This window comes from Enterococcus pernyi (assembly GCF_045371165.1).
Taxonomy (GTDB): Bacteria; Bacillota; Bacilli; order Lactobacillales; family Enterococcaceae; genus Enterococcus_B; species Enterococcus_B pernyi.
This window is the reverse complement of the sequence record NZ_JBIQDM010000006.1, coordinates 129,691-151,479: the sequence shown is the minus strand read 5'-3', so window position 1 is coordinate 151,479 and position 21,789 is coordinate 129,691. Positions and strand designations below refer to the sequence as shown.

The window sequence follows — 21,789 nt, the reverse complement described above, 5'->3', positions numbered from 1 at the left end:
AAACGGTACATTTAATTACGCGTTAACCTAGTTTTTTTCAATTTTTAGTGTATAACACAACATTCAATATATACTCTATGAAAAATTACTAAATTTTTTTAAGTTACAGAAATTCAAATTATCTCTATCTTTAATATCATTCTTCCAATTAACATTTTCCATTTTTCTTTTATATAATCAACAATCAAAATCTAATACCTAAATAATTACACATCAAGATACAATCTCTAATAACTAAATATCAGTGTAAGTTTAAAAATCTAAGAAAATTCAATGAAATTAGTTTTTTATATTAAGTTAAATATATATCATAAAATTTTTTCCATTTTAACCCTTACAATCAAAAAGAAACAAGAATATTTTCTAAAAAAATCATATAATTCCTATTTTATTTCCCCTTTTAACTAGCAAATCATACAAATAAACACATTAAATATATAAATCATAAACCAATATTTATCCATTTATAGGATAAATCAGAAAAAACTGTAGAGGCAATTCTCTACAGTTTAAATCAAAAAACTTCTTAATATTTACGAAAACGTTGGTAGCGTTGTTCGATCAATTCTTCGGTTGGTTTCTGACAAAGTTTGGTCAGTTTTTCGATCAATGCTTTTTGCATCATACGCGCAACTTTTTCTTTGCCTAAAGGTTCCCCATTGAATGTTTCGGGGATCACTCGATCAATGACGTCTAACTCTAATAATTCACCAGCAGCGACTTTCATCAATTCAGCGGCTTCGGCTGCTCGGCTGCCGTCTTTCCAAAGAATCGAAGCAAAGCCTTCTGGTGATAAAACAGCATAGATCGTTTGTTCTAACATCCAGACTTCATCGGCTAATGCTAAGGCTAGTGCCCCACCACTACCGCCTTCACCAATAATAATACTGATGATTGGTACCTTCAAATCCGACATTTCTAATAGATTACGGGCAATCGCTTCCCCTTCACCACGTTCTTCTGCACCGATCCCACAATAGGCACCCGCAGTGTTGATCAACGTAATGACCGGACGGTTGAATTTTTCTGCTTGTTTCATTAAACGCAGTGCTTTACGATAACCTTCCGGATGAGGAGAGCCAAAATTCCGACGAATATTTTCTTGCAAGTCACGGCCTTTTTGGATGCCAATGACGGTCACTGGTTTTCCGGCTAATTTTGCTACGCCTCCGACAATCGCTTCATCATCACCAAATAAGCGATCACCATGAAATTCTTGGAACCCTTCAAAAATCGTTTCAAAAAAATCAAGACTTGTCCAACGATCTTTTGCCCGCGCCAGTTGGACGATATCATGAGCAGTTTTATTCATGGTTGATCCATCCTTTCTGCGTATGCAATTCTAATAATTGATGGATCGTGTCCTTGAGTTCTCTTCTTGGAACGATTTGATCCACAAAGCCATGTTCCAGTAAAAATTCTGCTTTTTGAAAATCTTCTGGTAGTTCTTGTTTGATCGTTTGTTCGATCACTCGGCGGCCAGCAAAGCCGATCAAACTTTGCGGTTCAGCTAAGATGATATCCCCTTCCATCGCAAAGCTGGCGGTAACACCACCTGTCGTCGGATCTGTTAAGACAGTCAAATAAAATAGCTGTTTATTGCTATGACGTTTGACCGCTGCGGAGATTTTGGCCATTTGCATGAGAGAGAAAATTCCTTCTTGCATCCGGGCGCCCCCTGAAGCAGTGAATAATACGACGGGTAATTTTTTACTCGCCGCACGTTCAAACAAACGAGTGATCTTTTCCCCTACGATCGTGCCCATACTTCCCATGATAAAATTAGGGTCCATGACACCAATAGCAAAAGGAATGCCTTTAATAGTCGCTTGACCAGTTAGAACTGCTTCATGTAAGCCAGTCTTTTCTTGCATCTTGCCGATCTTTTCTTGATAATCAGGGAAATCAAGAGGATCTTTTGTAACGAGATCCGTATCCCATTCCTCTAAACTTTTCTCATCAATGATCAACGCTAATCGCTGCCATGCGCCGATTCTAAAGTTATAACTACAGTGTGGACATACTTTTTCTTCCCCGATATCTTTTGTGTAGATGATATGTTTACAATTTGGGCATTTCGCCCACATATTGTCAGGGACTGATGGTGCATTCGTTGGCTTGATTTCTCGATTAGGATTGATTCGAATGTATTTTTTCTTTTTGAATAAAGTCATCTTATTCGTCTCCTATCTCCGTCTCGGGAATCCAGTTTGGTAAAAACTCTTCTTGTAAGAATGCGGTACTGTAATCACCAGCAATCACTGCAGGGTGACTGATCAGATCCATTTGGAATTCAGCATTCGTGATCACGCCATCTGTCACGATCTCGCTCAATGCCCGTTGCATTTTCATCAACGCATCGAAACGTGTATCGCCATGTACGATGACCTTAGCAATCATTGAATCATAATAAGGGGGAATCGTGTAACCTGAATAAACCGAACTATCGACCCTTAATCCCATACCACCAGCTGGTAGCAACAAATTCTTGATTTTGCCTGGTGAAGGAGCGAAATGAAATGCTGGATTTTCTGCATTGATCCGGCATTCGATCGCATGCCCTTGGAAAATGATATCTTCTTGTTGGATCTCTAGTGGTCGTCCGGCCGCAACCTCGATTTGTTTTTTGACAAGATCGATATTTGTGACCATTTCTGTTACTGGATGTTCAACTTGGATGCGGGTGTTCATTTCCATAAAATAACAATCACCGGATTCATCCATTAAAAATTCGATCGTTCCTGCATTTTCATAATTCACTGCCTTTGCTGCTCTGACAGCTGCTGCACCTAAGTGATTTCGTTTTTCCTCAGAGATCACAACAGATGGTGATTCTTCTAAGACTTTTTGATTATTCCGTTGTAAGGAACAATCACGTTCACCTAGATGCAGAACATGACCAAATTGATCACCTAATATTTGCACTTCAATATGTCTTGCGGGATAAATGATTTTTTCCAAATACATATCATCGTTACCAAAAGCAGCAGCTGCCTCTTGTTGGGCGGATGAAAAATGTTGTGGTAATTCTTCTTTTGACAAGACTTTGCGGATTCCTTTACCGCCACCACCAGCGGCGGCTTTAAGCATCACTGGATAGCCAATTTTTTCTGCCACTTCCAGTGCTTCTTCAACAGTCGATAGCACACCATCACTACCTGGGATCACAGGAACATCTGCTTGTTGCATCAACTGACGTGCGTTGATTTTATTCCCCATATCATCGATCGTTTTGCTTTTAGGTCCAATAAAGACGATATTACATTCTTCACACATCGAAGCAAATCGACTGTTCTCAGATAAGAATCCAAATCCAGGATGGATTGCTTCTGCTTTTGTAACGATGGCCGCACTTAGAACTGCTTGTACATTCAAATAGGAATCTGTTGCTCTTGCAGGACCGATGCAGACGGCTTCGTCTGCTAATTGTGTGTGCAATGCCTCCGCATCCGCTTCAGAATAGACCGCAACGGTTTGGATTCCAAGCTCACGGCAGGCACGAATGATCCGTACGGCTATTTCGCCGCGATTTGCTATCAAGACTTTTGAAAACATAACTCACCTATCCAATCATAAAGGTTAATTCAGCTTCAGCAACTTTTTTGCCGTCCACTTTTGCAATTCCTTTGCCTATTCCTGCAGAAGACTTGATTTTAGTGATTTCCACTTCTAATATCAACGTATCTCCAGGAGTCACTTTTTTACGAAACTTCGCTTTATCTAATCCGCCAAAGTAAGCAGTTTTTCCTTTGAACTGTTCCAATGATAATAGAGCTACTGCTCCTGCTTGGGCCATCGCTTCTACGATCAATACCCCCGGCATCACAGGTTCTTCTGGAAAATGTCCTTGGAAAAAAGGTTCATTGATCGTCACATTTTTTTTAGCAACGATCCGTTCGCCTTCGACAATTTCTTCCACTCGATCAATCAGCAACAGCGGATAGCGATGAGGGATGATTTCTTTGATTTCTTGTATATTCATAGGTCTGGTTCTCCTTGGCTTAATTTGGTTGGATGATAAAGAGTGGTTGTCCGTATTCTACGACTTCTTCATTGTCGATCAAGATCGCAACGATCTCACCATCGACATCACTAGTTACTTCGTTCATCAATTTCATTGCTTCAATGATACAGATCACTTCACCCTTAGCGACTTTATCTCCTACTTTTTTGAATGCTGGTTTGTCAGGAGATGGTTGTAGATAGACGATTCCAACGATTGGTGATTTCACTTCAGTCCCATCAATTGTCGGCGCAACTGCTTCTGGTTGAACAGAATGGCTTTCTTCTTTTGGTAAAGCCGGTACAACTTGTTGAGGTTGTGGTTCAGAAGCACTCGTTGTTGGTACTGTTTGCCCCATTCCCCGACTCATTTCATTTTTATTCATATATAATTCAAATTGTCCGTCTTTCAAGTCAAATTCTGTTAAAGTTGACTGATCAAATTGACTGACTAATTCTTTGATTTCATGGATCTTCAACATTATTCCTCCCAGCGTTTCATACATAGTACAGCATTATGTCCACCAAATCCTAATGAATTACTCATGGCATAAGACAGTTCAGCTGGTTTACTTTCGTTGATCACAACGTTCAGATCGATTTCAGGATCTTGTTTTTCAACATTGATGTTTGGTGGAATAAACTGATGCTCTAACGCCATCAAAGTGGCAAGTGCCTCAATCCCACCTGCAGCACCTAATAAGTGACCAGTCATTGATTTCGTACTGCTGACATAGGTTTCTTTGAAAGAGTCTCCTAATGCGATTTGGATCGCTTTAGCTTCTGCTTGATCATTTGCAGGTGTACTTGTTCCGTGTGCGTTGATATAGCCCACTTCTTTTGCATCGATCCCGGCTTCTTCCATCGCCAATTTCATTGCTTTTGACGCACCAGAACCATCTGGTGTTGGAGCTGTCATATGGTAAGCATCACAATTTGAGCCGTAACCCACGACTTCACCATAAATTTTTGCGCCACGAGCTTGTGCATGCTCCAGTGATTCAAGGACTAATACTCCTGCCCCTTCACCCATGACAAAACCATTACGGTCTTCATCAAATGGCATCGAACCACGTTCAGGATCTGTCGATGTTGACAAAGCAGTCAATGCCGCAAATCCGGCGATCCCCATTTCACAGATTGTTGCTTCTGTTCCACCTGCAAGGATGATATCGGAATAACCATGTTTGATGTTGCGGAATGCTTCACCAATCGCATTCGTTCCACTGGCACAAGCGGTCACGATCGACGTACAAATTCCTTTCGCCCCTACACGCAACGCAATATTACCAGCTGCCATATTGGCGATCGACATTGGAACAAACATAGGTGATACGCGATTGGCCCCTTTGTCGTGCATGCGGATGACTTGGCTTTCGATTGTTGGTAAACCACCAATCCCAGAGCCAACGATAACACCAAAACGATCTTGGTTGATCGTTTCTTTTTCGATCCCACTCATCGTCAATGCTTCCATCGCAGCATAAATGCCATAGATCGAAAACATATCCATGCGTTTGCTATCTTTTTTTACAAAGTATTTATCAAAAGGAAAGTCTTTTACTTCACCTGCTAAAGTGATTCCTGTATCTGTTGCATCAAATTTTGTGATCGGTGCAATGCCATTCGTCCCAGCTTTTAAACTAGCTAAAAAACTATCTGCATCATTACCGATCGGTGAAGTGACTCCATAACCTGTAATTACTACTCGATTCATAAATTTTCCTCCCTATCCGTGCATGACCAATCCGCCGTCAACATTGATGACTTGACCTGTGATATACGAACTTTTCGCTAAGAACAATGCGGCTTCCGCAATATCTTCCACTTGGCCGAAACGTTGCATTGGAATTTGTTTTTCTGCTTGTTCTCTTACTTTTTCGGATAATACATCTGTCATATCTGTAGTGACAAACCCCGGAGCAATCACATTACATGTGATTCCTCGTGTGGCAACTTCTCTTGCCACAGATTTAGTAAAACCGACAACTCCTGCTTTACTTGCTGCATAATTGGCTTGACCCAAGTTACCGATCAATCCTGAAACACTTGAAAGATTGATGATCGCGCCTTCTCTTTTTTTCATCATTTTCTTTAACACGTGCTGTGTCATATTGAAAGTTCCTGTTAGATTGATATCCAAACATTTTTTGAAATCATCTGCATCCATACGTAAGACAAGTTTATCATTCGTAACTCCCGCATTATTGACCAAAATATCGACAGAACCCAGCTGCTGTTCTGCTTCTTTGATCATCTCTCCTGCTTTATCATAATCGGAGATATCACCTGAGATTCCTACACATTCAACCCCATGCGCTTTGATCGCATTGATTTTTTCGGCTGGGATCTCTCCACGACCATTTAAGAAGATGTTTGCGCCTGCTTTGGCAAAGGCTAAAGCGATTGCTTCACCAATTCCTCGTGTACTGCCTGTAATAAATACATTTTTTCCAGTTACGTCCATAACTTGCCTCCTATGACAATCGATTGATTGTTTCTTCAAATGTTTGTTGATTCTCCACACGTGCAACGGCGATCGACTTGTCAATTTTTTTCATAAAGCCACTTAATACTTTACCGGGACCGACTTCGACCACTTGGTCGATTCCTAAATCTTTAAGTTTTTCGATACTTTCGTAAAAACGAACGGGTTTCATGACTTGTTGTTCAAGTAAACCTAGGATTCTTTCTTTCGTCATGATCTCTGTCGTGGTGTTGCTGATCACAGGTATTTCAGGTTCTGAAAAAACGATCTTGCTTAGTTCCTCCGCTAATTGTCTAGCAGCAGGTTCTAAGATTGCTGTATGGAAAGGGCCACTTACATTGAGTGGGATCATTCGTTTGATCCCTTGTTCTTGTAATAGTGCTACCGCTTGATCCACTGCTTTTTCTTCGCCTCCGATGACGATTTGCTGGGGTGTATTGTAATTTGCAGGGGAAACGATCCCCATTTCTTCCGCCTGCTTACAACAGCTCTCGATAACATCTACCGGTGCATTCATCACAGCTACCATTTTCCCACTACCGATAGGTGCAGCGTCTGTCATAAACGTGCCTCTTTTTTCGACCAATGCGACTGCTTCACTAAAGGAGAGCGCACCACTGGCTACTAAAGCAGAATACTCACCTAAACTAAGCCCTAAAACGGCTTGAGGAGTGATCCCATGTTCTTTCAGCAAACGATAGAACGCAATGCTGACAGTTAAAATAGCTGGTTGCGTATAGATCGTTTGATCCAAACGTTCATTTGTTGAAAAACAAAGCTCCGCCATATCATAGCCTAAGATCTGACTAGCTTCATCAAAAGTCTGTTTCACGATGGGTTCATGGTAGAGGTCTTGACCCATTCCTTGGTATTGTGCACCTTGTCCGCTAAATAAAAATGCTGTTTTCATCATAGTCTCCAATTTATATTCAGGATAGATAGCTTTTTGTTTCATTTAAAAAAAGGCTAAGACATTCCTTTTTCGGAAAATGTCCCAGCCCCCAACCTAATCTTGATGATTATGCAGTTTGTTTTTCAACATAAGTGACTAAATCTTGAACTGTTTTGATGCCGTCTTCTGTTTCGATTTTCACATCAAATTCATCTTCGATCTCGTTGATGATTTGGAATAAATCCAAGCTATCTGCTTCAAGGTCTTCTTGGATGTTTGTCGTTAATTTGATTTCTTCTGTGTCTTTCCCTAATTCTTCCGCAATGATTTCTTGAATTTTTTCGAATACCATATGATAATTCCTCCGATATTGTTTCTTTATTTTATATTTTTTATTTTTATCAGTTTATAGTTCCATGAGGATACTTCCCCATGTCAATCCTCCACCATAACCTGTAAATACCACTTTTTGTTTTTGACCTAAGGTAATTTTTCCGCTTTCTATCGCTTCATCTAAAAGAATCGGGATGCTTGCTGCGGAAGTATTGCCATATTTATCCATGTTCGTTAGGAATTGCTCCTGGGGAATTTTTACCTTGCGAGCAATCTTTTCGATGATTCGTAAGTTCGCTTGATGCAAAAGCAGATAATCAACAGGTGTGTCTTGAATGAGTTCCTTGATGTTCATCGCGACGTCTCTTACAGCAAAGTCAAAAATATCCCGTCCAACCATTTTTAAATAGTAAGAACCTTCTGAATCTTTCGTGTATAAAGGCGATTGATTTGGTAGATAGCCAGAAGTAAGAGATTGCGCACGCGAACCATCTGCCGCTAGCGATTCTCTCAATAATTTTTGATCTGAGCCAGCTTCTAACAAAATCCCACCAGCACCATCACCAAACAAGACAGCGGTTGAACGATCCGTCCAATCGATCAGTTTAGATAATGTTTCGCCACCAATTACTAAACCTTTCATTGAGCCACAGCGAATCAGTTTCTCTGCAACACTCAAGGCATAAACAAATCCTGAACATGCGGCGCTGATATCAAAGGCGATTGCTTTGGTTGCGCCGATCCTTCCTTGAACTAAAGTTGCGACAGAAGGCGATGTATAATCAGGCGACATCGTAGCAACGATAATAAAATCGAGTTCCTTTGGATCGAGTTTTTTTTTCTTTAGTAATTTTTCGGCAACGAGGTAACACAAATCGGAAGTCTCCTGCTCGGTCACACAATGTCTCTCTTTGATTCCTGTACGGGATGAAATCCATTCATCCGAAGTGTCCATCATTTTTGAGAGATCATCGTTTGTGATGATTTTTTCCGGTAAGACACTTGCCGTTGCTGTGATCGTTCCAAATTGTTCCATTAAACTTCCTCACTTGTAATCTCGCAAGAAATCATGCAAGTTTTTCAATGCAGACAGCAAAGCTTGTTGTTCGTCGGTAGCCATACCATCCATAATGTTTTTGACCATTTCACGATGGAAATGCTGATGCACGCGGTAAAGTAACTTACCTTTTTTGGTCAACCCCAGCTTCACCACTCGTCGGTCGTCTTCACTACGGATACGCTCAACGTAGCCTTTCCTAACTAACTTGTTGATAGCAGTGGTCAAGGTCCCAACAGTAATCGACAGTTCTTTGGCTACTTCTGAAGTTGTCTTTTTCTTGTACATACCGATTGCCTCGATCGTATGCATCTCTGTAATCGACAGATCTTTGAATTGTGACTTTTTTAATTCGGATTCTTCGATCGTCAAAATATCATTGAAGACACTAACGAGATAATCATTTACTGTATTAAAATCAGGTTCCATGTTCCACCATCCACTAAAATTAGTTTGATTATCAAATCTTTTGATGTTCAAACTATATCTTAACTTGTTTCAAAATGCAACCTTTTAACTAGATTTTTTTGCATTATTAATTTTTTTTAATTTTAATTTTATGAAAAAATGCTTTAATATCAACCTTTCAACCTCTAAAAATTAAAATAAAAGAATAAAAAAATATTTTGATTATCAAAGTATCTCTATAATTTATTTATAAAATATAATCCCTTTTATTGTTCATTTTTTTAAATCTGTTATAATCTTTTTAGTTCAAATTCAATTAGAGGAGCGCTTATGCACTTAAAAGAGAAAGTAAAAAACCTGCCTTTATTACCTGGTGTTTACTTGATGAAAAACAGCGATGGAAAAATTATTTATGTGGGGAAAGCTAAAAATTTAAAAAATCGCGTAAGTACGTATTTTCATCAAAATAAACAACACTCGAAAAAAGTCTTGCGCTTAGTTCGTTCGATTGCAGATTTTGAGATCGTTGTCGTTGATACTGAACTAGATGCCTTATTATTAGAGTGTCAATTGATCCAACACTATCGTCCTATCTACAATCGTCGGATGAATTATTTTGACAACTATAACTATTTACATATTCAATCCGATGGTCTTTTTCTCACGAATATACCTACCGCAAGAACTTATGGCCCTTTTCGTCTTTATAAAAAAATGCCTAGTATCCTTCGAATCATCGAAGAAAACTATCAAATGCCTTGGCTTTCTGAAATCAGTCATTTGGCGTTACAAGTTCAACTTCCTGAAATGAAGGCATTGAGCTTTGATCAAAAAAAGAAAGAGATCCAAGGTCTATTGCAAGGAAGAAACAAGAAATTGTTAGGCTATTTAAAAAAACGACAATTACATTTTGTTAACCAGCTTAATTTTGAGAAGGCGGCTATTCTGCAACGAGATATCGAATTGATCACGTACTTTACTGGTCGGATACAAGAACAAAAAAAATTTTTACGAACACCGAGAATCACATTGAGCATGCCGTTAGCTAGCGATGAGACCAAGATCAAGCATTTCTTGGTTTCCTACGGACAAGTGGCTGATACAACGATCACAGAACCTGGACAAACGCCTCATTTCTATTATGAAAAAGACAACAGGTTGTCACTCAAGCGACAACTGTCTCAAGAAGAAATCGATCCTGTTCAAATCTTGATCAGCTACCAACGTAAACTGGCAAAAGACGAACAGGAAACAAAAAAAGAGTCTGGAATCCAACGCATTGGTTGAATCCCAGGCTCTTTTAGCTAGCTCGAAATCTTATTGAATCAAATCATAGATCTCCATCGCAACGATATCGATATTGTCGAATTCGTATTGTTGATGTGTGTCTGTTTCAGTTAGTTCAAATGTTTCTGTCGCTTTATCATAAGTTACGGTGCATTTTTCTACGCCCTCTTTTTCAAAACGACGAACTTGCAGCTCATTGTCTGCTGATTCGACCATAGCCTCCAGTCGTTTAATGATTGCGACTAATTGTGAATGTGCCATCGGAGGTCCTCCTTTTCTTAGTTCTGTTATATTGTATCAAAAGCATCGTCGACTTGCATTGATTTTCTCCAAAAAAACTAGTTTTTTAGGATTTTTTTTTCGGCTGTCTGCCATCTTCCCACCAAAGCTTGATCAATGCTTGTGTTCCATCGTTCTCAAAACCCTTTTCTGCTAACTTCTCATACAGCTTTCGGGCTTCTTTGGTCGCTGGTAAGTCCAACCCTACTTTTTCTGCTTCGGCTAAAGCAATCTTCAAATCTTTGATAAAATGTTTGACAAAAAATCCTGGTGTATAGTTCTCTTGTAAAATACGAGGTGCATAATTACTTAATGACCAGTTTGCCGCACTACCGCCTGAAAGCGTGGCAATCACTTTTTCTAAGTCTAAGTCAGCTTTCTGTGCATAAACAAGCATCTCTGTCATACCAGTCATTGTTCCGGCAATCATGATCTGGTTTGCCATTTTTGTATGTTGTCCTTTTCCAGCTGAACCATGTAACGTAAATGTTGTTCCAAACTCACGAAATAGTGGTAATACTTGCTCGTAGGCATTCTCTTTTCCACCCACCATGATCGTTAAGGTGCCATTTTTTGCACCTAGATCGCCTCCTGATACAGGGGCATCTAAGGCATCCGCTCCAAGCTCTTGTGCGCTTGCTGCAATTTTTTCAGCAAGTGTTGGCGTACTTGTCGTTAAATCTATGACTGTTTTTCCATTTATAGCTGCTTGGAAAATGCCTTTCTCACCATAATAGATTTCTTCCACATCTTGAGGATAGCCAACCATTGTAAAGATAACTTGGCTCATCTCAGCTACTTCTTGTGGACTATCTGCCCATACTGCCCCTTCTTCCATAAGTGGCGCAGCTTTTGCTTTCGTACGATTATAAACAGTCAGTTCGTGGCCAGCTTTTTGTAAATGACGAACAATCGCGCTTCCCATAACTCCTGTACCGATAAAACCAATTTTCATCTTTTGCCCTCCTAAACGATAAAATCCTTGTTTCTATGCTAGTATACGCTAGAAACAAGGATTTTTTTAGGATTATTCACTGTTTTTTTATCTTTTGAAAGAATTTAATTTAATTTTAATCCGTTCGATGGATGCTTCTTCTTCTTTTTTACGCATCTCTTCTTTGTAATACACAAGCATATCTTCATAAAATTCGATCATTGATTGACCAAAATGAGTAGCTGAGATCTCGTAAAGTTTCTTTTCAAAAACTTCTGGATCTTTTTCAACTTTGCTTTCAATATAATCAATAAGTGCAGGTGCAAAGTCTTCATCTCGTTCAAATGTTCGGCCAAGGGAAGCATGATCAAATAAACGATTCAAATAATCATTTCCTTCAACTACACATGGTGTACCAGCCGCCATTGCTTCTGTATACGTCAATCCTTGTGTTTCTGATGTCGAAGCACACACAAAATAATCAGCCGCACGATAATAGAACGCGACGTCATTGTTATCGACTTCCCCAGTAAATTGAACCGCATCAGCTAAATCCAGCGACGTGATCAGTTCTTTTAGTTGCTCAACATAAGGTCCGTTTCCGACTATGACTAGTCGTGCATCTGGATAGTGTTTGATGACTTCTGGAAACCCTTGGATCAACGCTTGGATATTTTTTTCGTAAGAGATTCGACTTAAAGATAAAATCATCAAGCCGTTTTCTTTAACTCCTAATGAGGTACGTAATTCGTTGATTTGTTCTTGTGTAATTTCTGGACGTTTGAATTTTTCGATATCGATCCCTGTTGGTATCACTCGTAATGGCGCTGTCACCCCATAGCTTCGCAGTGTTTCGATCACACGCTCACTTGGGCAAACCACACCTGTCGTATGGTTCACAAATAGACGAGATAAGTATTTGACATGGGATTGTCGAATCACTTTCCCTTTTGCAATATAATGCAGATAATCTTCATACATCGTGTGATACGTATGAATCGATGGGATCTTTAATTTTTTTGCGACCATCTTGCCAAGAACACCCGCTCCAAACTCAGTGTGCGTATGGATAAGATCTAACTCTAATTCTTTTGCCACTAAATAGGCGTACCACATTCCTCGTACCACTACTCGACGTTCTTTAAATGATACAAAAGGAACACTTGGCATACGAATTACATCTTTTTCTAACTTGTCTGCATTGGGATCTGTTGTCGTAAATATATACACGTCATGTCCCATTTTTTCGAGTTCTTCTTTTAATGTCTTGATCGACGTAGCTACACCACTTACCTGTGGAAAATAGGTATCGGTAAAAAAGCCGATTTTCATCTTTTCTCGCCTCCAAACTACCTTTATTTTGATTCTTGCATTTGTTCATCTGAAGAATCGGATGCCTTTAGCACTTGTTGATAAACGGATTGAAGTTGTTCACCAATTCTTTTGATACTTCGTTCTTCAGCCGTTTGATAGCCAGATTCAACTAAACTAGGTACTTCATGTTGAATGATTTTTTGAATGAGTTGTGAAAACTCTTCATTGTTTCGCCCCATATAACAATTTTTTTGATCTTCGAGCCAACCATCATAGACTGGAATATCACGTACTAACACATTTTGTTTACTTGCTAAAGCTTCCAGTACGACAATACCTTCCGTTTCTTCATAAGAAGGGAAAAAGAACAAATCCGCTCCTGAGTAAGCTCCTTCGATGATCTCTCCTCGAATATAGCCTGGAAAAATGACATTATCGGGATGATCTTCTTTCACGATTTTTCGGATATTACTTGGGATCGAATACATCGGCACATGACCAAACCAGATGAATGTATATTCCGGTAATTGTTTGGCTATTTCAACAAAATCAATGATTCCTTTTCTTGCAAAGAACAGTCCTACACAAATAATCACTTTTTGATCAGGTGAAAGATTGAAATACTCCCTGAATTTTTGTTCTTTGACAGAGTCTGGTTGGTACTTTTCCAAATCGATCCCATTGGAAATCGATTGAATAGGTAAATCAATGCCATAACTTTGCAATAATTTTTTTGAATATGGGGTTGGTGTAATCAAGTAATCTGCCTTTTCATACAATCCGACTAAATATTTTTTTACAAATGGTGCTAATTGATTCGAACCGATAAAGGAATTACGAAAATCCTCCTCCGTTGAATGCGCATGATAAATTATTTTTTTACCATTTTTACGCGCTTTGTTGACCATGTTGTGACTATTGATACCATATGTATTGATGTGCAAAATATCATAGTCTTCCTTACTATCTAAAGTATAGGAGATCCCTACATCTTTAAGCGCACGCTTTTGATGATCAAGTGCACGACCAATGCCGGACTTAGAAAGTATCTTCTCACTTTCAAAATATAATAATACCTTCATCTACGTTCCCCCTCACTCTTATATTATAACACAGCGTGAAAGCTGTCACTCAACCTTAAGTCCGATTTTTTCCCAACAAACTTGTAAGTTTGGACAGAATTTTATTTATTATTGCAAGAAGACAAAAAAACAGGCACAGCAAAATACTGTGCCTGTTCCAAAAATCAAGCTAGATATTCATTCACAAGTTCTACGACTTCTTCCATTGTGTCGCACTCGTTTAGGGCACGATCCGCTAGTTCAGCCATTTTGCTTGTATCTAAACGTTTCATCAAGCTACGTGTTTTTAAGATCGATGTTGCACTCATTGAGAACTCATCTAATCCCATACCTACTAGTAAAGGAACAGCCATTTGATCGCCGGCCATTTCTCCACACATACCAGCCCATTTACCTTCAGCATGTGCTGCATCAATGACGTTTTTGATCAAACGTAGAATTGATGGGTTGTATGGTTGGTACAAGTAAGAAACACGTTCGTTCATACGGTCAGCTGCCATTGTGTATTGGATCAAGTCGTTTGTTCCTACTGAGAAGAAGTCTACTTCTTTAGCAAATTTGTCCGCAATAACGGCTGCAGCTGGAATCTCGATCATAATCCCTACTTGGATCGAATCAGAGACTTCAATGCCTTCATTTACTAATTTTTGTTTTTCTTCTTCAAAGATTGCTTTTGCACCACGGAATTCTTTTAGTGTAGCAACCATTGGGAACATGATACGCAAGTTTCCATGTACAGAGGCACGTAATAACGCACGCATTTGCGTACGGAACATATCGTCACCTTGTTCTGACAAGCTAATACGTAATGCACGGTATCCTAAGAAAGGATTCATTTCATGCGGCAATTGCAAGTATGGTAATTCTTTATCTCCACCGATATCCATTGTACGAACAACGACAGGTTTTCCTTCCATTCCTTCCAATACTGCTTTGTAAGCAACGTATTGGTCTTCTTCAGTAGGAAAATCTGGTGAATCCATATAAAGGAATTCAGTACGATAAAGTCCAACTGCTTCACCACCATTGTTGTGTACACCAACTAAATCTTTAGGTGTACCAATGTTGGCTGCTAATTCAAAGTGTTTGCCATCGGCAGTCACTGTCTCAGCATGTTTCAGTTTTTCCCATTCTGCTTTTTGTGCAGCATAATCTGCGCCGATTTTTTCAAATTCGGCTTTTTGTTCTGCTGTTGGTTCAATGACTACATCGCCTTCGATCCCATTAACAGCTAACATTACGCCTTCTTTGACCTTCGCAGTGATTTCTTTTGTTCCAACGATTGCTGGAATTTCAAGAGAACGAGCCATGATTGCAGAATGCGATGTACGTCCACCGATATCTGTTACAAAAGCTTTTACGAAGTTACGATCTAATTGAGCAGTGTCACTTGGCGTCAAATCATGCGCCACGACAACAACTTCTTCATTGATCATTGAAGGGTTTGGTAAAGTCACACCTAATAGATGTGCTAAAATACGTTTTGCAACGTCACGAATATCTGCTGCACGTTCTTGCATGTAAGCATTATCTTCCATTGCTTCGAACATACCGATATACATATCCGTTACTTCTTTAAGAGCTGATTCAGCATTTACACTGTTATCTTTGATGTTTTGTTTGATTTGACCTATCATTTCAGGATCTGAAAGAACCATTAAATGTGCGTCAAATACTTGCGCTTCTGCTTCACCTAAGCTTTGCGCTGCTTTTTCACGAATTTGTTGTAATTCTTCAGTTGATTTTGCTAAAGCATCATCTAAGCGAGCTTCTTCAGCTGAAGTATCCTCAACTGTCGTCTTACTGAATGATAAATCCGGTTGAACTAGCAGGTAAGCTTTTGCAACGGCTACTCCGTCACTAGCGGCGATCCCTTTTAGCATTTCAACCATTATTCAGATAAGCCTTCTTTCTTCATTGTTTCAACGATAGCTGCCATAGCGTCAGCTTCGTCAGCACCTTCAGCAGTGATAGTAACGTCAGAACCTTGACCTACACCTAAAGACATAACGCCCATGATAGATTTTAAGTTTACTGATTTACCTTTATACTCTAAGTTTACATCAGAGTTAAATTTGCTTGCTGTTTGTACTAATAGTGTAGCTGGACGTGCGTGGATCCCAGTTTCTGCTACTACGTGAAATTCTTTCTTTTCCATATTAATCGGTCTCCTTTAAGTGAGTGTTGTTTTTATGTGAGGGTTTTCTTTTTTAGCAATCCATGATAGAACTAATCAGATGAACCCTTTCATCTGTAAAGATTACCATTTTTTTTCCTTAGATACAACAGTTTTCATTTAAATTGAGAGAAAATCCAATAAACTATTCTGTAGAACTGTTTCATGCATAGTGATGATTATTCCTGTTTTAATAAATTCCATGTTTTTTTATATCTCATAAATCGATTGACCAATCATGTTTGTCGAGTAATTGAACGATTCATGAAATTTCAGCTTTATCCCCTACAAATTTGTCGACAACTTAAGGTTCTTACCCAAATGTTTTGTCACATTGTCTGAACAAAAGAATCAATTGCTTGCGTCAATTCAAAAAATTAGTATAATAAAAATTAAATGGTCAGTAATGGTCAACGAGGTATGACTTTTACAAGTTTTGTTGATCGAGTGTTATTCTTTTACCCAAAGATAGGCGCGATGTAAAATAGACTTAATGACCAATGTTTGAAAGGACGTGAATGTTTTATGCTTTGTCAAAACTGTGGAAAAAATGAAGCAACGATTCACTTGTATGCGACTGTCAATGGCCAACGTACACAACTTGACTATTGTCAGAGCTGTTACCAAAAAATTAAAAATCAGCAAAATGGAGGTCTAACAAGTATGGCCCAAAATGATCCATTTGGCTTTGGTAGTCTGGACGATCTGTTTCGTTCGATGTCTCGTCAAATGCAACAACAAGGAAATTACGAACAAACACCCCCTACTCAATTTGGTGGGAACAACAACTTCAATGGTGGACAACCACCACAAGGACTCGCTTCAGATGGTCTTTTAGGCGAATACGGTATCAATATTACAGAAGAAGCACGCCAAGGTGAAATCGATCCAGTCATCGGTCGAGATGATGAAATCAAGCGCGTGATCGAAATCTTGAATCGCCGCACAAAGAACAACCCTGTATTGATCGGAGAACCAGGTGTCGGTAAAACGGCTGTGGTTGAAGGACTCGCTCAAAAAATCGTTGATGGCGATGTACCACAAAAATTACTAGATAAAGAAGTGATTCGCTTAGATGTTGTTTCACTTGTCCAAGGCACAGGAATCAGAGGACAATTTGAAGAACGGATGCAAAAACTGATCGAAGAAATCAGACAAGCAGAAAACGTTATTTTATTTATAGATGAAGTTCATGAAATCGTTGGGGCTGGTTCAGCTGGTGATGGTAACATGGATGCCGGAAACATATTAAAACCTGCGTTAGCTCGTGGTGAATTACAAATGGTTGGAGCAACGACATTGAATGAATACCGGATCATTGAAAAAGATGCTGCGTTAGAGCGCCGCATGCAACCTGTTCGTGTCGATGAACCTTCTGTAGATGAAACGATCAGTATTTTAAAAGGATTGCAAAAGCGCTATGAAGACTACCATCATGTCAAATACACAGATGCTGCGATCGAAGCTGCGGCTAGATTGTCCAATCGCTATATCCAAGATCGTTTTTTACCGGATAAAGCCATTGATTTACTGGATGAAACAGGATCTAAGAAAAATTTAACGATCCAAATCGTTGATCCAAAAATGATCGAAAAGAAATTGGAAGAAGCGGAAGAACAAAAGTTGTTGGCTTCTAAAGAAGAAGATTTCGAAAAAGCAGCTTATTATCGCGATCAAATCAATAAATTGAAAAAAATGCAAGAACGCCAACTTTCAGAAGAAGAAATCCCAGTAATCTCTGAAAAGGATATGGAAAAAATCGTTGAACAACGTACAGGCATCCCAGTTGGTGAACTGAAAGAAAAAGAACAAACTCAATTGAAAAACTTAGCGGACGACTTGAAAAAACATGTGATCGGGCAAAACGATGCGGTTGATCGGGTAGCCAAAGCCATTCGTCGTAATCGAGTTGGTTTAAGCAAGAAAAACCGTCCAATTGGTTCTTTCTTATTTGTTGGTCCTACTGGTGTTGGTAAAACAGAATTAGCGAAGCAACTAGCCTATGAATTATTTGGATCTGAAGAATCGATGATCCGTTTCGATATGTCAGAATACATGGAAAAACACAGTGTCGCAAAATTGATTGGTTCCCCTCCAGGCTATGTCGGCTATGAAGAAGCTGGTCAATTGACTGAAAAAGTACGTCGAAATCCGTATAGTTTGGTTCTGCTTGATGAAGTAGAAAAAGCACATCCAGATGTCTTGCACATGTTCCTACAAATCTTAGATGATGGACGTTTAACCGATGCGCAAGGTCGTACGGTCAGCTTCAAAGATACAATCATCATCATGACAAGTAATGCAGGAACTGGAAAAGTAGAAGCCAATGTTGGCTTTGGTGCTGCTCGTGAAGGTGTGGCTCGTTCTGTCTTGAATCAATTGAACAACTACTTCACACCAGAATTCTTGAATCGTTTTGATGGAATCATTGAGTTCAGTGCTTTATCAAAAGAAAACTTGATGATGATCGTGACTCTTATGCTTGATGATGTCAACCAATTATTGGCGGCTCAACAATTACATGTGGACGTTCCTACAAATGTCAAAGAAAAGCTGGTTGATCTTGGTTACGATCCAGCAATGGGTGCCCGACCATTACGTCGGACGATCCAAGAACAAATCGAAGACGGCATTGCCGAATTCTATCTTGATCATCCAACGATCTCAGATCTTAAAGCAAAATTAGATAAAGACGACAAAATCGTCATTACTTCTAAACCTGAACGTTTAGTCAAAGAAGCAAACAATGAACCGACAGAATAATTTCACACTCAAATGGTAGAAAAAATGGAGCGGAGAGTTTGCCACTCTCCGCTTTTGATTTTATTTTTGGAAAAGAAAGTAACAATTTTTTTCTTATTCGTTTATTTTTAAGAAGACAAAATGCTGTTCATTTTACTAAAAAAAAATTATACTTAATATAAGTTATTTCTTAAATACATAAGAGAGGTGAGCGCCATGAAACTAGTTAATGTAACAAACAGCCATTCACGATTAGTTTTGAACCAATTAGAAAATACAGATGCACATATGGTCAAGGTGTATACCGCAGGAAATACAACTGTTATTTACACAGAAGCTCCTGAGCACAATGAAATCGTCCTGATGAATGAAAACCGCAATATCCAACCAAAGGAAATTGAAGAAATCCAACACTACTTCTTAAAAAAAATCCATGACGCTTTGTACCATCCTGAAGACATCCAAGTGATCGAGTTACCGGGCTTAGTAGAAATCTCTATTCCAAAAAGAAATTTAAATGCACCAATTGCTATGTAGAAAAAAATAAATCATGAATCAAAAGGGTTTTGTCGAAGGCACTTGGCATTCCCTTTTTTTCTTTTTACTATTTCCAACTTCCCTCCCCTTTACAGGTCGATCCGCTTGGATGATCGAGCGGATTTCATTGACGATCCGTTCATTTTTTTCCCAGTTCTCAATATCCAACATTTGACATACTCGACGCATTTTTGCTTTTTTTCTTTCAATACGCTGTTTTTTTTCGATTTCTGTTTCCATTTGATCCCTACTTTCTTTGCTTATTTTATATATATGTACGCAAAAATATTCTAATCTATTTTTTTATTTGTTTTTAATTGATTTTTTCAAAATAAACAAAAAAACGTTAAAATCCAACAAAAACACACGACAATTCACTGAAAATATGAATCGTCGTGTGTTCGTTTTAATTTATATACTAAATGAATATTTTTAAGTTTTTATTTTAAAAGGAAACAACTGTACAGTTAATGGGAATCACTGATTACATCAAACTTTTTAATTTTACGTTTGGATATTTGTCAGCAAACCAACGCTCTGCAAACTGATTCTCAAATAAGAATAGCGGTTGATCAAAGCGATCTCTCGCTAAGATATTACGGCTTGAACTCATTTTCTCATCCAGATCTTCCGGTTCGATCCAACGGGCAATCTTGTTCCCCATCGGCGACATGATCACTTCTGCATTGTATTCGTTCAACATCCGATATTGGAAAACTTCAAATTGCAATTGTCCAACTGCCCCGATGATGTATTCTTCGGTCACATAGGTTTTATATAATTGGATGGCACCTTCTTGTACCAATTGATTGATTCCTTTGTGGAATGATTTTTGTTTCATCACATTTTTAGCCGTTACTTTCATGAAAAGCTCAGGGGTAAATGAAGGTAACTCTTCATAAGCTACTTTTAGTTTTCCTTCATATAATGTGTCACCGATTTGATAATTTCCAGTGTCATACACACCAATGATATCTCCTGCCACAGCATTTTCAACGTTTTCTCTGGCATCTGCCATAAACTGCGTGACATTACTCAATTTCAATTTTTTGTTCGTCCGCTCTAATGAGACGTCCATTCCACGTTCAAATGTACCTGAACAGATTCGTACAAATGCAATACGATCTCGGTGAGCTGGATTCATATTGGCTTGGATCTTAAAGACAAAACCAGAAAACTCTTGTTCATACGGGCTGACTACTTGCTCTTCACGTGTTTTATGTCCATAAGGAGATGGCGCCAAATCAACGAATGTTTCTAAAAATGTCTGAACACCAAAATTAGTTAAAGCTGAACCGAAAAATACTGGCGTCTGCTCCCCACGTGCAATTTTTTCTTCATTAAAGGAATCTCCGGCTTCTTTTAACAGCTCTACTTCTTCTAATACTTGCTCGTACAATGAATTATTTCTTAGTGGATGATCCTCCGGTAAGTGACCCTCTTCATCTAATTGAGCCAAGCGTTCATCTTGATAATTCTCAGGACGATAAAATTCTACTCGGTTATGGTGGATATCGTATAATCCTTCCAATCCTTTCCCCATACCGATCGGCCAATTCATTGGGCAAGATTCGATATCTAATAACTCTTCTAATTCTTCTAATAGATCAAGCGGTTCTCGACCATCTCGGTCCAACTTATTGATGAAGGTGAAAATAGGAATTCCTCTTCTTTTGACTACTTGGAAAAGTTTTTTCGTTTGCGCTTCAATCCCTTTTGCGCTATCGATGACCATGACCGCACTATCGACCGCCATCAACGTACGATACGTATCTTCTGAAAAGTCCTCATGCCCAGGGGTGTCTAGAATATTGACTCTTTTTCCGTGATAATCAAATTGCATCACTGAACTGGTAACAGAAATCCCACGTTGTTTTTCGATTTCCATCCAGTCAGATTTTGCAAAATTACCTGTTTTCTTTCCTTTGACCGTTCCTGCTTGGCGAATCGCACCACCGAATAAAAGCAGTTGTTCGGTGATCGTTGTTTTTCCCGCATCCGGATGGGAAATGATCGCAAATGTGCGTCGATTGTCCACTTGCTGTTTTAATTCTGGATTGTTCATAAATTTACTCCATTCTTCATTTGTCTATTGCTTCATAAAAGAGAACCCCTTCGACTATTCGATAGTTCCTCTATCCTTTTCTTCAACTCAAATAGTATAGCATGGATATTCAATTTGAAAAAGTAAGCGAAACAGTTTTACTTTTTCTTTTCATTTGATATCTCCAAAAAAAGAACAGATACATCACTTCAGA

The 21,789-nt window shown here is 38.9% G+C and carries 22 protein-coding genes; 3 read left to right on the top strand and 19 right to left on the bottom strand.

Annotation, left to right across the window (positions count from 1 at the left end):
* Positions 1-526: 526 nt before the first annotated feature.
* The 11 genes from ACH0AK_RS09180 to fabT all read right to left on the bottom strand — a co-directional run bounded on the left by ACH0AK_RS09180 (position 527) and on the right by fabT (position 9,201).
* Positions 527-1,312, bottom strand: coding sequence for an acetyl-CoA carboxylase carboxyl transferase subunit alpha (locus ACH0AK_RS09180; protein WP_224434616.1), 786 nt, complete (start codon positions 1,310-1,312; stop codon positions 527-529).
* Positions 1,305-2,174, bottom strand: a complete 870-nt coding sequence (accD, locus tag ACH0AK_RS09175) for an acetyl-CoA carboxylase, carboxyltransferase subunit beta (RefSeq protein WP_137072115.1) — start codon at positions 2,172-2,174, stop codon at positions 1,305-1,307. Before accD ends, ACH0AK_RS09180 begins: the two co-directional genes overlap by 8 nt.
* A gap of 1 nt (position 2,175) precedes the next feature.
* Complete coding sequence (locus ACH0AK_RS09170; protein WP_137072113.1) at positions 2,176-3,555, bottom strand: acetyl-CoA carboxylase biotin carboxylase subunit; 1,380 nt, start codon at positions 3,553-3,555, stop codon at positions 2,176-2,178.
* A gap of 7 nt (positions 3,556-3,562) precedes the next feature.
* Positions 3,563-3,982: a 3-hydroxyacyl-ACP dehydratase FabZ gene (gene fabZ, locus ACH0AK_RS09165; RefSeq protein WP_010735872.1), complete on the bottom strand. Its 420-nt coding sequence runs from the start codon at positions 3,980-3,982 to the stop codon at positions 3,563-3,565.
* 19 nt (positions 3,983-4,001) lie between these two features.
* On the bottom strand, positions 4,002-4,481 hold the full coding sequence (accB, locus tag ACH0AK_RS09160) for an acetyl-CoA carboxylase biotin carboxyl carrier protein (RefSeq protein WP_306795953.1): 480 nt from the start codon (positions 4,479-4,481) through the stop codon (positions 4,002-4,004).
* Positions 4,482-4,483: 2 nt separating this feature from the next.
* The gene (fabF, locus tag ACH0AK_RS09155) at positions 4,484-5,719 is read right to left on the bottom strand and encodes a beta-ketoacyl-ACP synthase II (protein ID WP_010735874.1); all 1,236 of its coding nucleotides are present in this window, start codon (positions 5,717-5,719) and stop codon (positions 4,484-4,486) included.
* A 12-nt stretch (positions 5,720-5,731) separates the two neighbouring features.
* On the bottom strand, positions 5,732-6,469 hold the full coding sequence (gene fabG / locus ACH0AK_RS09150; RefSeq protein ID WP_010735875.1) for a 3-oxoacyl-[acyl-carrier-protein] reductase: 738 nt from the start codon (positions 6,467-6,469) through the stop codon (positions 5,732-5,734).
* Positions 6,470-6,479: 10 nt separating this feature from the next.
* Entirely contained in the window at positions 6,480-7,400 is a 921-nt protein-coding gene (fabD, locus tag ACH0AK_RS09145) for an ACP S-malonyltransferase (protein WP_010735876.1), read from the bottom strand.
* 109 nt (positions 7,401-7,509) lie between these two features.
* Entirely contained in the window at positions 7,510-7,734 is a 225-nt protein-coding gene (locus ACH0AK_RS09140) for an acyl carrier protein (protein WP_010735877.1), read from the bottom strand.
* A gap of 54 nt (positions 7,735-7,788) precedes the next feature.
* Positions 7,789-8,751 (bottom strand): beta-ketoacyl-ACP synthase III, encoded by a 963-nt coding sequence (locus tag ACH0AK_RS09135; protein WP_137072111.1) that lies wholly within the window; start codon positions 8,749-8,751, stop codon positions 7,789-7,791.
* 9 nt (positions 8,752-8,760) lie between these two features.
* Positions 8,761-9,201 (bottom strand): fatty acid biosynthesis transcriptional regulator FabT, encoded by a 441-nt coding sequence (gene fabT / locus ACH0AK_RS09130; RefSeq protein WP_010735879.1) that lies wholly within the window; start codon positions 9,199-9,201, stop codon positions 8,761-8,763.
* A 309-nt stretch (positions 9,202-9,510) separates the two neighbouring features.
* Between fabT and ACH0AK_RS09125 the strand changes: the two genes are divergently transcribed.
* Complete coding sequence (locus ACH0AK_RS09125; RefSeq protein WP_010735880.1) at positions 9,511-10,467, top strand: GIY-YIG nuclease family protein; 957 nt, start codon at positions 9,511-9,513, stop codon at positions 10,465-10,467.
* A 30-nt stretch (positions 10,468-10,497) separates the two neighbouring features.
* On the opposite strand, the gene ACH0AK_RS09120 is transcribed toward ACH0AK_RS09125, so the two are convergent.
* From ACH0AK_RS09120 to ACH0AK_RS09095, 6 genes are all read right to left on the bottom strand, one after another.
* Positions 10,498-10,728: a YkuJ family protein gene (locus ACH0AK_RS09120; RefSeq protein WP_010735881.1), complete on the bottom strand. Its 231-nt coding sequence runs from the start codon at positions 10,726-10,728 to the stop codon at positions 10,498-10,500.
* Positions 10,729-10,813: 85 nt separating this feature from the next.
* Complete coding sequence (locus ACH0AK_RS09115; RefSeq protein ID WP_194179750.1) at positions 10,814-11,701, bottom strand: NAD(P)-dependent oxidoreductase; 888 nt, start codon at positions 11,699-11,701, stop codon at positions 10,814-10,816.
* 87 nt (positions 11,702-11,788) lie between these two features.
* Entirely contained in the window at positions 11,789-13,012 is a 1,224-nt protein-coding gene (locus ACH0AK_RS09110) for a glycosyltransferase family 4 protein (protein ID WP_010735883.1), read from the bottom strand.
* 23 nt (positions 13,013-13,035) lie between these two features.
* On the bottom strand, positions 13,036-14,076 hold the full coding sequence (locus tag ACH0AK_RS09105) for an LTA glycolipid anchor biosynthesis glycosyltransferase, IagA/BgsA family (RefSeq protein WP_137072109.1): 1,041 nt from the start codon (positions 14,074-14,076) through the stop codon (positions 13,036-13,038).
* A gap of 164 nt (positions 14,077-14,240) precedes the next feature.
* Positions 14,241-15,968, bottom strand: coding sequence for a phosphoenolpyruvate--protein phosphotransferase (gene ptsP, locus ACH0AK_RS09100; protein ID WP_019723966.1), 1,728 nt, complete (start codon positions 15,966-15,968; stop codon positions 14,241-14,243).
* The gene (locus ACH0AK_RS09095; protein WP_002287602.1) at positions 15,968-16,234 is read right to left on the bottom strand and encodes a phosphocarrier protein HPr; all 267 of its coding nucleotides are present in this window, start codon (positions 16,232-16,234) and stop codon (positions 15,968-15,970) included. Before ACH0AK_RS09095 ends, ptsP begins: the two co-directional genes overlap by 1 nt.
* Positions 16,235-16,777: 543 nt before the next feature.
* Between ACH0AK_RS09095 and ACH0AK_RS09090 the strand changes: the two genes are divergently transcribed.
* Entirely contained in the window at positions 16,778-19,015 is a 2,238-nt protein-coding gene (locus ACH0AK_RS09090; RefSeq protein WP_499796862.1) for an ATP-dependent Clp protease ATP-binding subunit, read from the top strand.
* 195 nt (positions 19,016-19,210) lie between these two features.
* Positions 19,211-19,531 carry a DUF1827 family protein gene (locus ACH0AK_RS09085; protein WP_023519401.1) on the top strand — a complete coding sequence of 107 codons (321 nt, stop codon included), beginning with the start codon at positions 19,211-19,213 and terminating at the stop codon, positions 19,529-19,531.
* A gap of 18 nt (positions 19,532-19,549) precedes the next feature.
* On the opposite strand, the gene ACH0AK_RS09080 is transcribed toward ACH0AK_RS09085, so the two are convergent.
* Together ACH0AK_RS09080 and ACH0AK_RS09075 are read right to left on the bottom strand one after the other, a co-directional pair.
* Positions 19,550-19,771: a hypothetical protein gene (locus ACH0AK_RS09080; protein ID WP_010735888.1), complete on the bottom strand. Its 222-nt coding sequence runs from the start codon at positions 19,769-19,771 to the stop codon at positions 19,550-19,552.
* 244 nt (positions 19,772-20,015) lie between these two features.
* The gene (locus ACH0AK_RS09075; protein ID WP_010735889.1) at positions 20,016-21,596 is read right to left on the bottom strand and encodes a peptide chain release factor 3; all 1,581 of its coding nucleotides are present in this window, start codon (positions 21,594-21,596) and stop codon (positions 20,016-20,018) included.
* Between the last annotated feature and the right edge of the window lie 193 nt (positions 21,597-21,789).

Coding starts and splice junctions, on each gene's coding strand:
- ACH0AK_RS09180 (WP_224434616.1), bottom strand. CDS start 1,312: ATGAATAAAACTGCTCATGATATCGTCCAACTGGCGCGGGCAAAAGAT.
- accD (WP_137072115.1), bottom strand. CDS start 2,174: ATGACTTTATTCAAAAAGAAAAAATACATTCGAATCAATCCTAATCGA.
- ACH0AK_RS09170 (WP_137072113.1), bottom strand. CDS start 3,555: ATGTTTTCAAAAGTCTTGATAGCAAATCGCGGCGAAATAGCCGTACGG.
- fabZ (WP_010735872.1), bottom strand. CDS start 3,982: ATGAATATACAAGAAATCAAAGAAATCATCCCTCATCGCTATCCGCTG.
- fabF (WP_010735874.1), bottom strand. CDS start 5,719: ATGAATCGAGTAGTAATTACAGGTTATGGAGTCACTTCACCGATCGGT.
- fabG (WP_010735875.1), bottom strand. CDS start 6,469: ATGGACGTAACTGGAAAAAATGTATTTATTACAGGCAGTACACGAGGA.
- fabD (WP_010735876.1), bottom strand. CDS start 7,400: ATGAAAACAGCATTTTTATTTAGCGGACAAGGTGCACAATACCAAGGA.
- ACH0AK_RS09140 (WP_010735877.1), bottom strand. CDS start 7,734: ATGGTATTCGAAAAAATTCAAGAAATCATTGCGGAAGAATTAGGGAAA.
- ACH0AK_RS09135 (WP_137072111.1), bottom strand. CDS start 8,751: ATGGAACAATTTGGAACGATCACAGCAACGGCAAGTGTCTTACCGGAA.
- fabT (WP_010735879.1), bottom strand. CDS start 9,201: ATGGAACCTGATTTTAATACAGTAAATGATTATCTCGTTAGTGTCTTC.
- ACH0AK_RS09125 (WP_010735880.1), top strand. CDS start 9,511: ATGCACTTAAAAGAGAAAGTAAAAAACCTGCCTTTATTACCTGGTGTT.
- ACH0AK_RS09120 (WP_010735881.1), bottom strand. CDS start 10,728: ATGGCACATTCACAATTAGTCGCAATCATTAAACGACTGGAGGCTATG.
- ACH0AK_RS09115 (WP_194179750.1), bottom strand. CDS start 11,701: ATGAAAATTGGTTTTATCGGTACAGGAGTTATGGGAAGCGCGATTGTT.
- ACH0AK_RS09110 (WP_010735883.1), bottom strand. CDS start 13,012: ATGAAAATCGGCTTTTTTACCGATACCTATTTTCCACAGGTAAGTGGT.
- ACH0AK_RS09105 (WP_137072109.1), bottom strand. CDS start 14,076: ATGAAGGTATTATTATATTTTGAAAGTGAGAAGATACTTTCTAAGTCC.
- ptsP (WP_019723966.1), bottom strand. CDS start 15,968: ATGGTTGAAATGCTAAAAGGGATCGCCGCTAGTGACGGAGTAGCCGTT.
- ACH0AK_RS09095 (WP_002287602.1), bottom strand. CDS start 16,234: ATGGAAAAGAAAGAATTTCACGTAGTAGCAGAAACTGGGATCCACGCA.
- ACH0AK_RS09090 (WP_499796862.1), top strand. CDS start 16,778: ATGCTTTGTCAAAACTGTGGAAAAAATGAAGCAACGATTCACTTGTAT.
- ACH0AK_RS09085 (WP_023519401.1), top strand. CDS start 19,211: ATGAAACTAGTTAATGTAACAAACAGCCATTCACGATTAGTTTTGAAC.
- ACH0AK_RS09080 (WP_010735888.1), bottom strand. CDS start 19,771: ATGGAAACAGAAATCGAAAAAAAACAGCGTATTGAAAGAAAAAAAGCA.
- ACH0AK_RS09075 (WP_010735889.1), bottom strand. CDS start 21,596: ATGAACAATCCAGAATTAAAACAGCAAGTGGACAATCGACGCACATTT.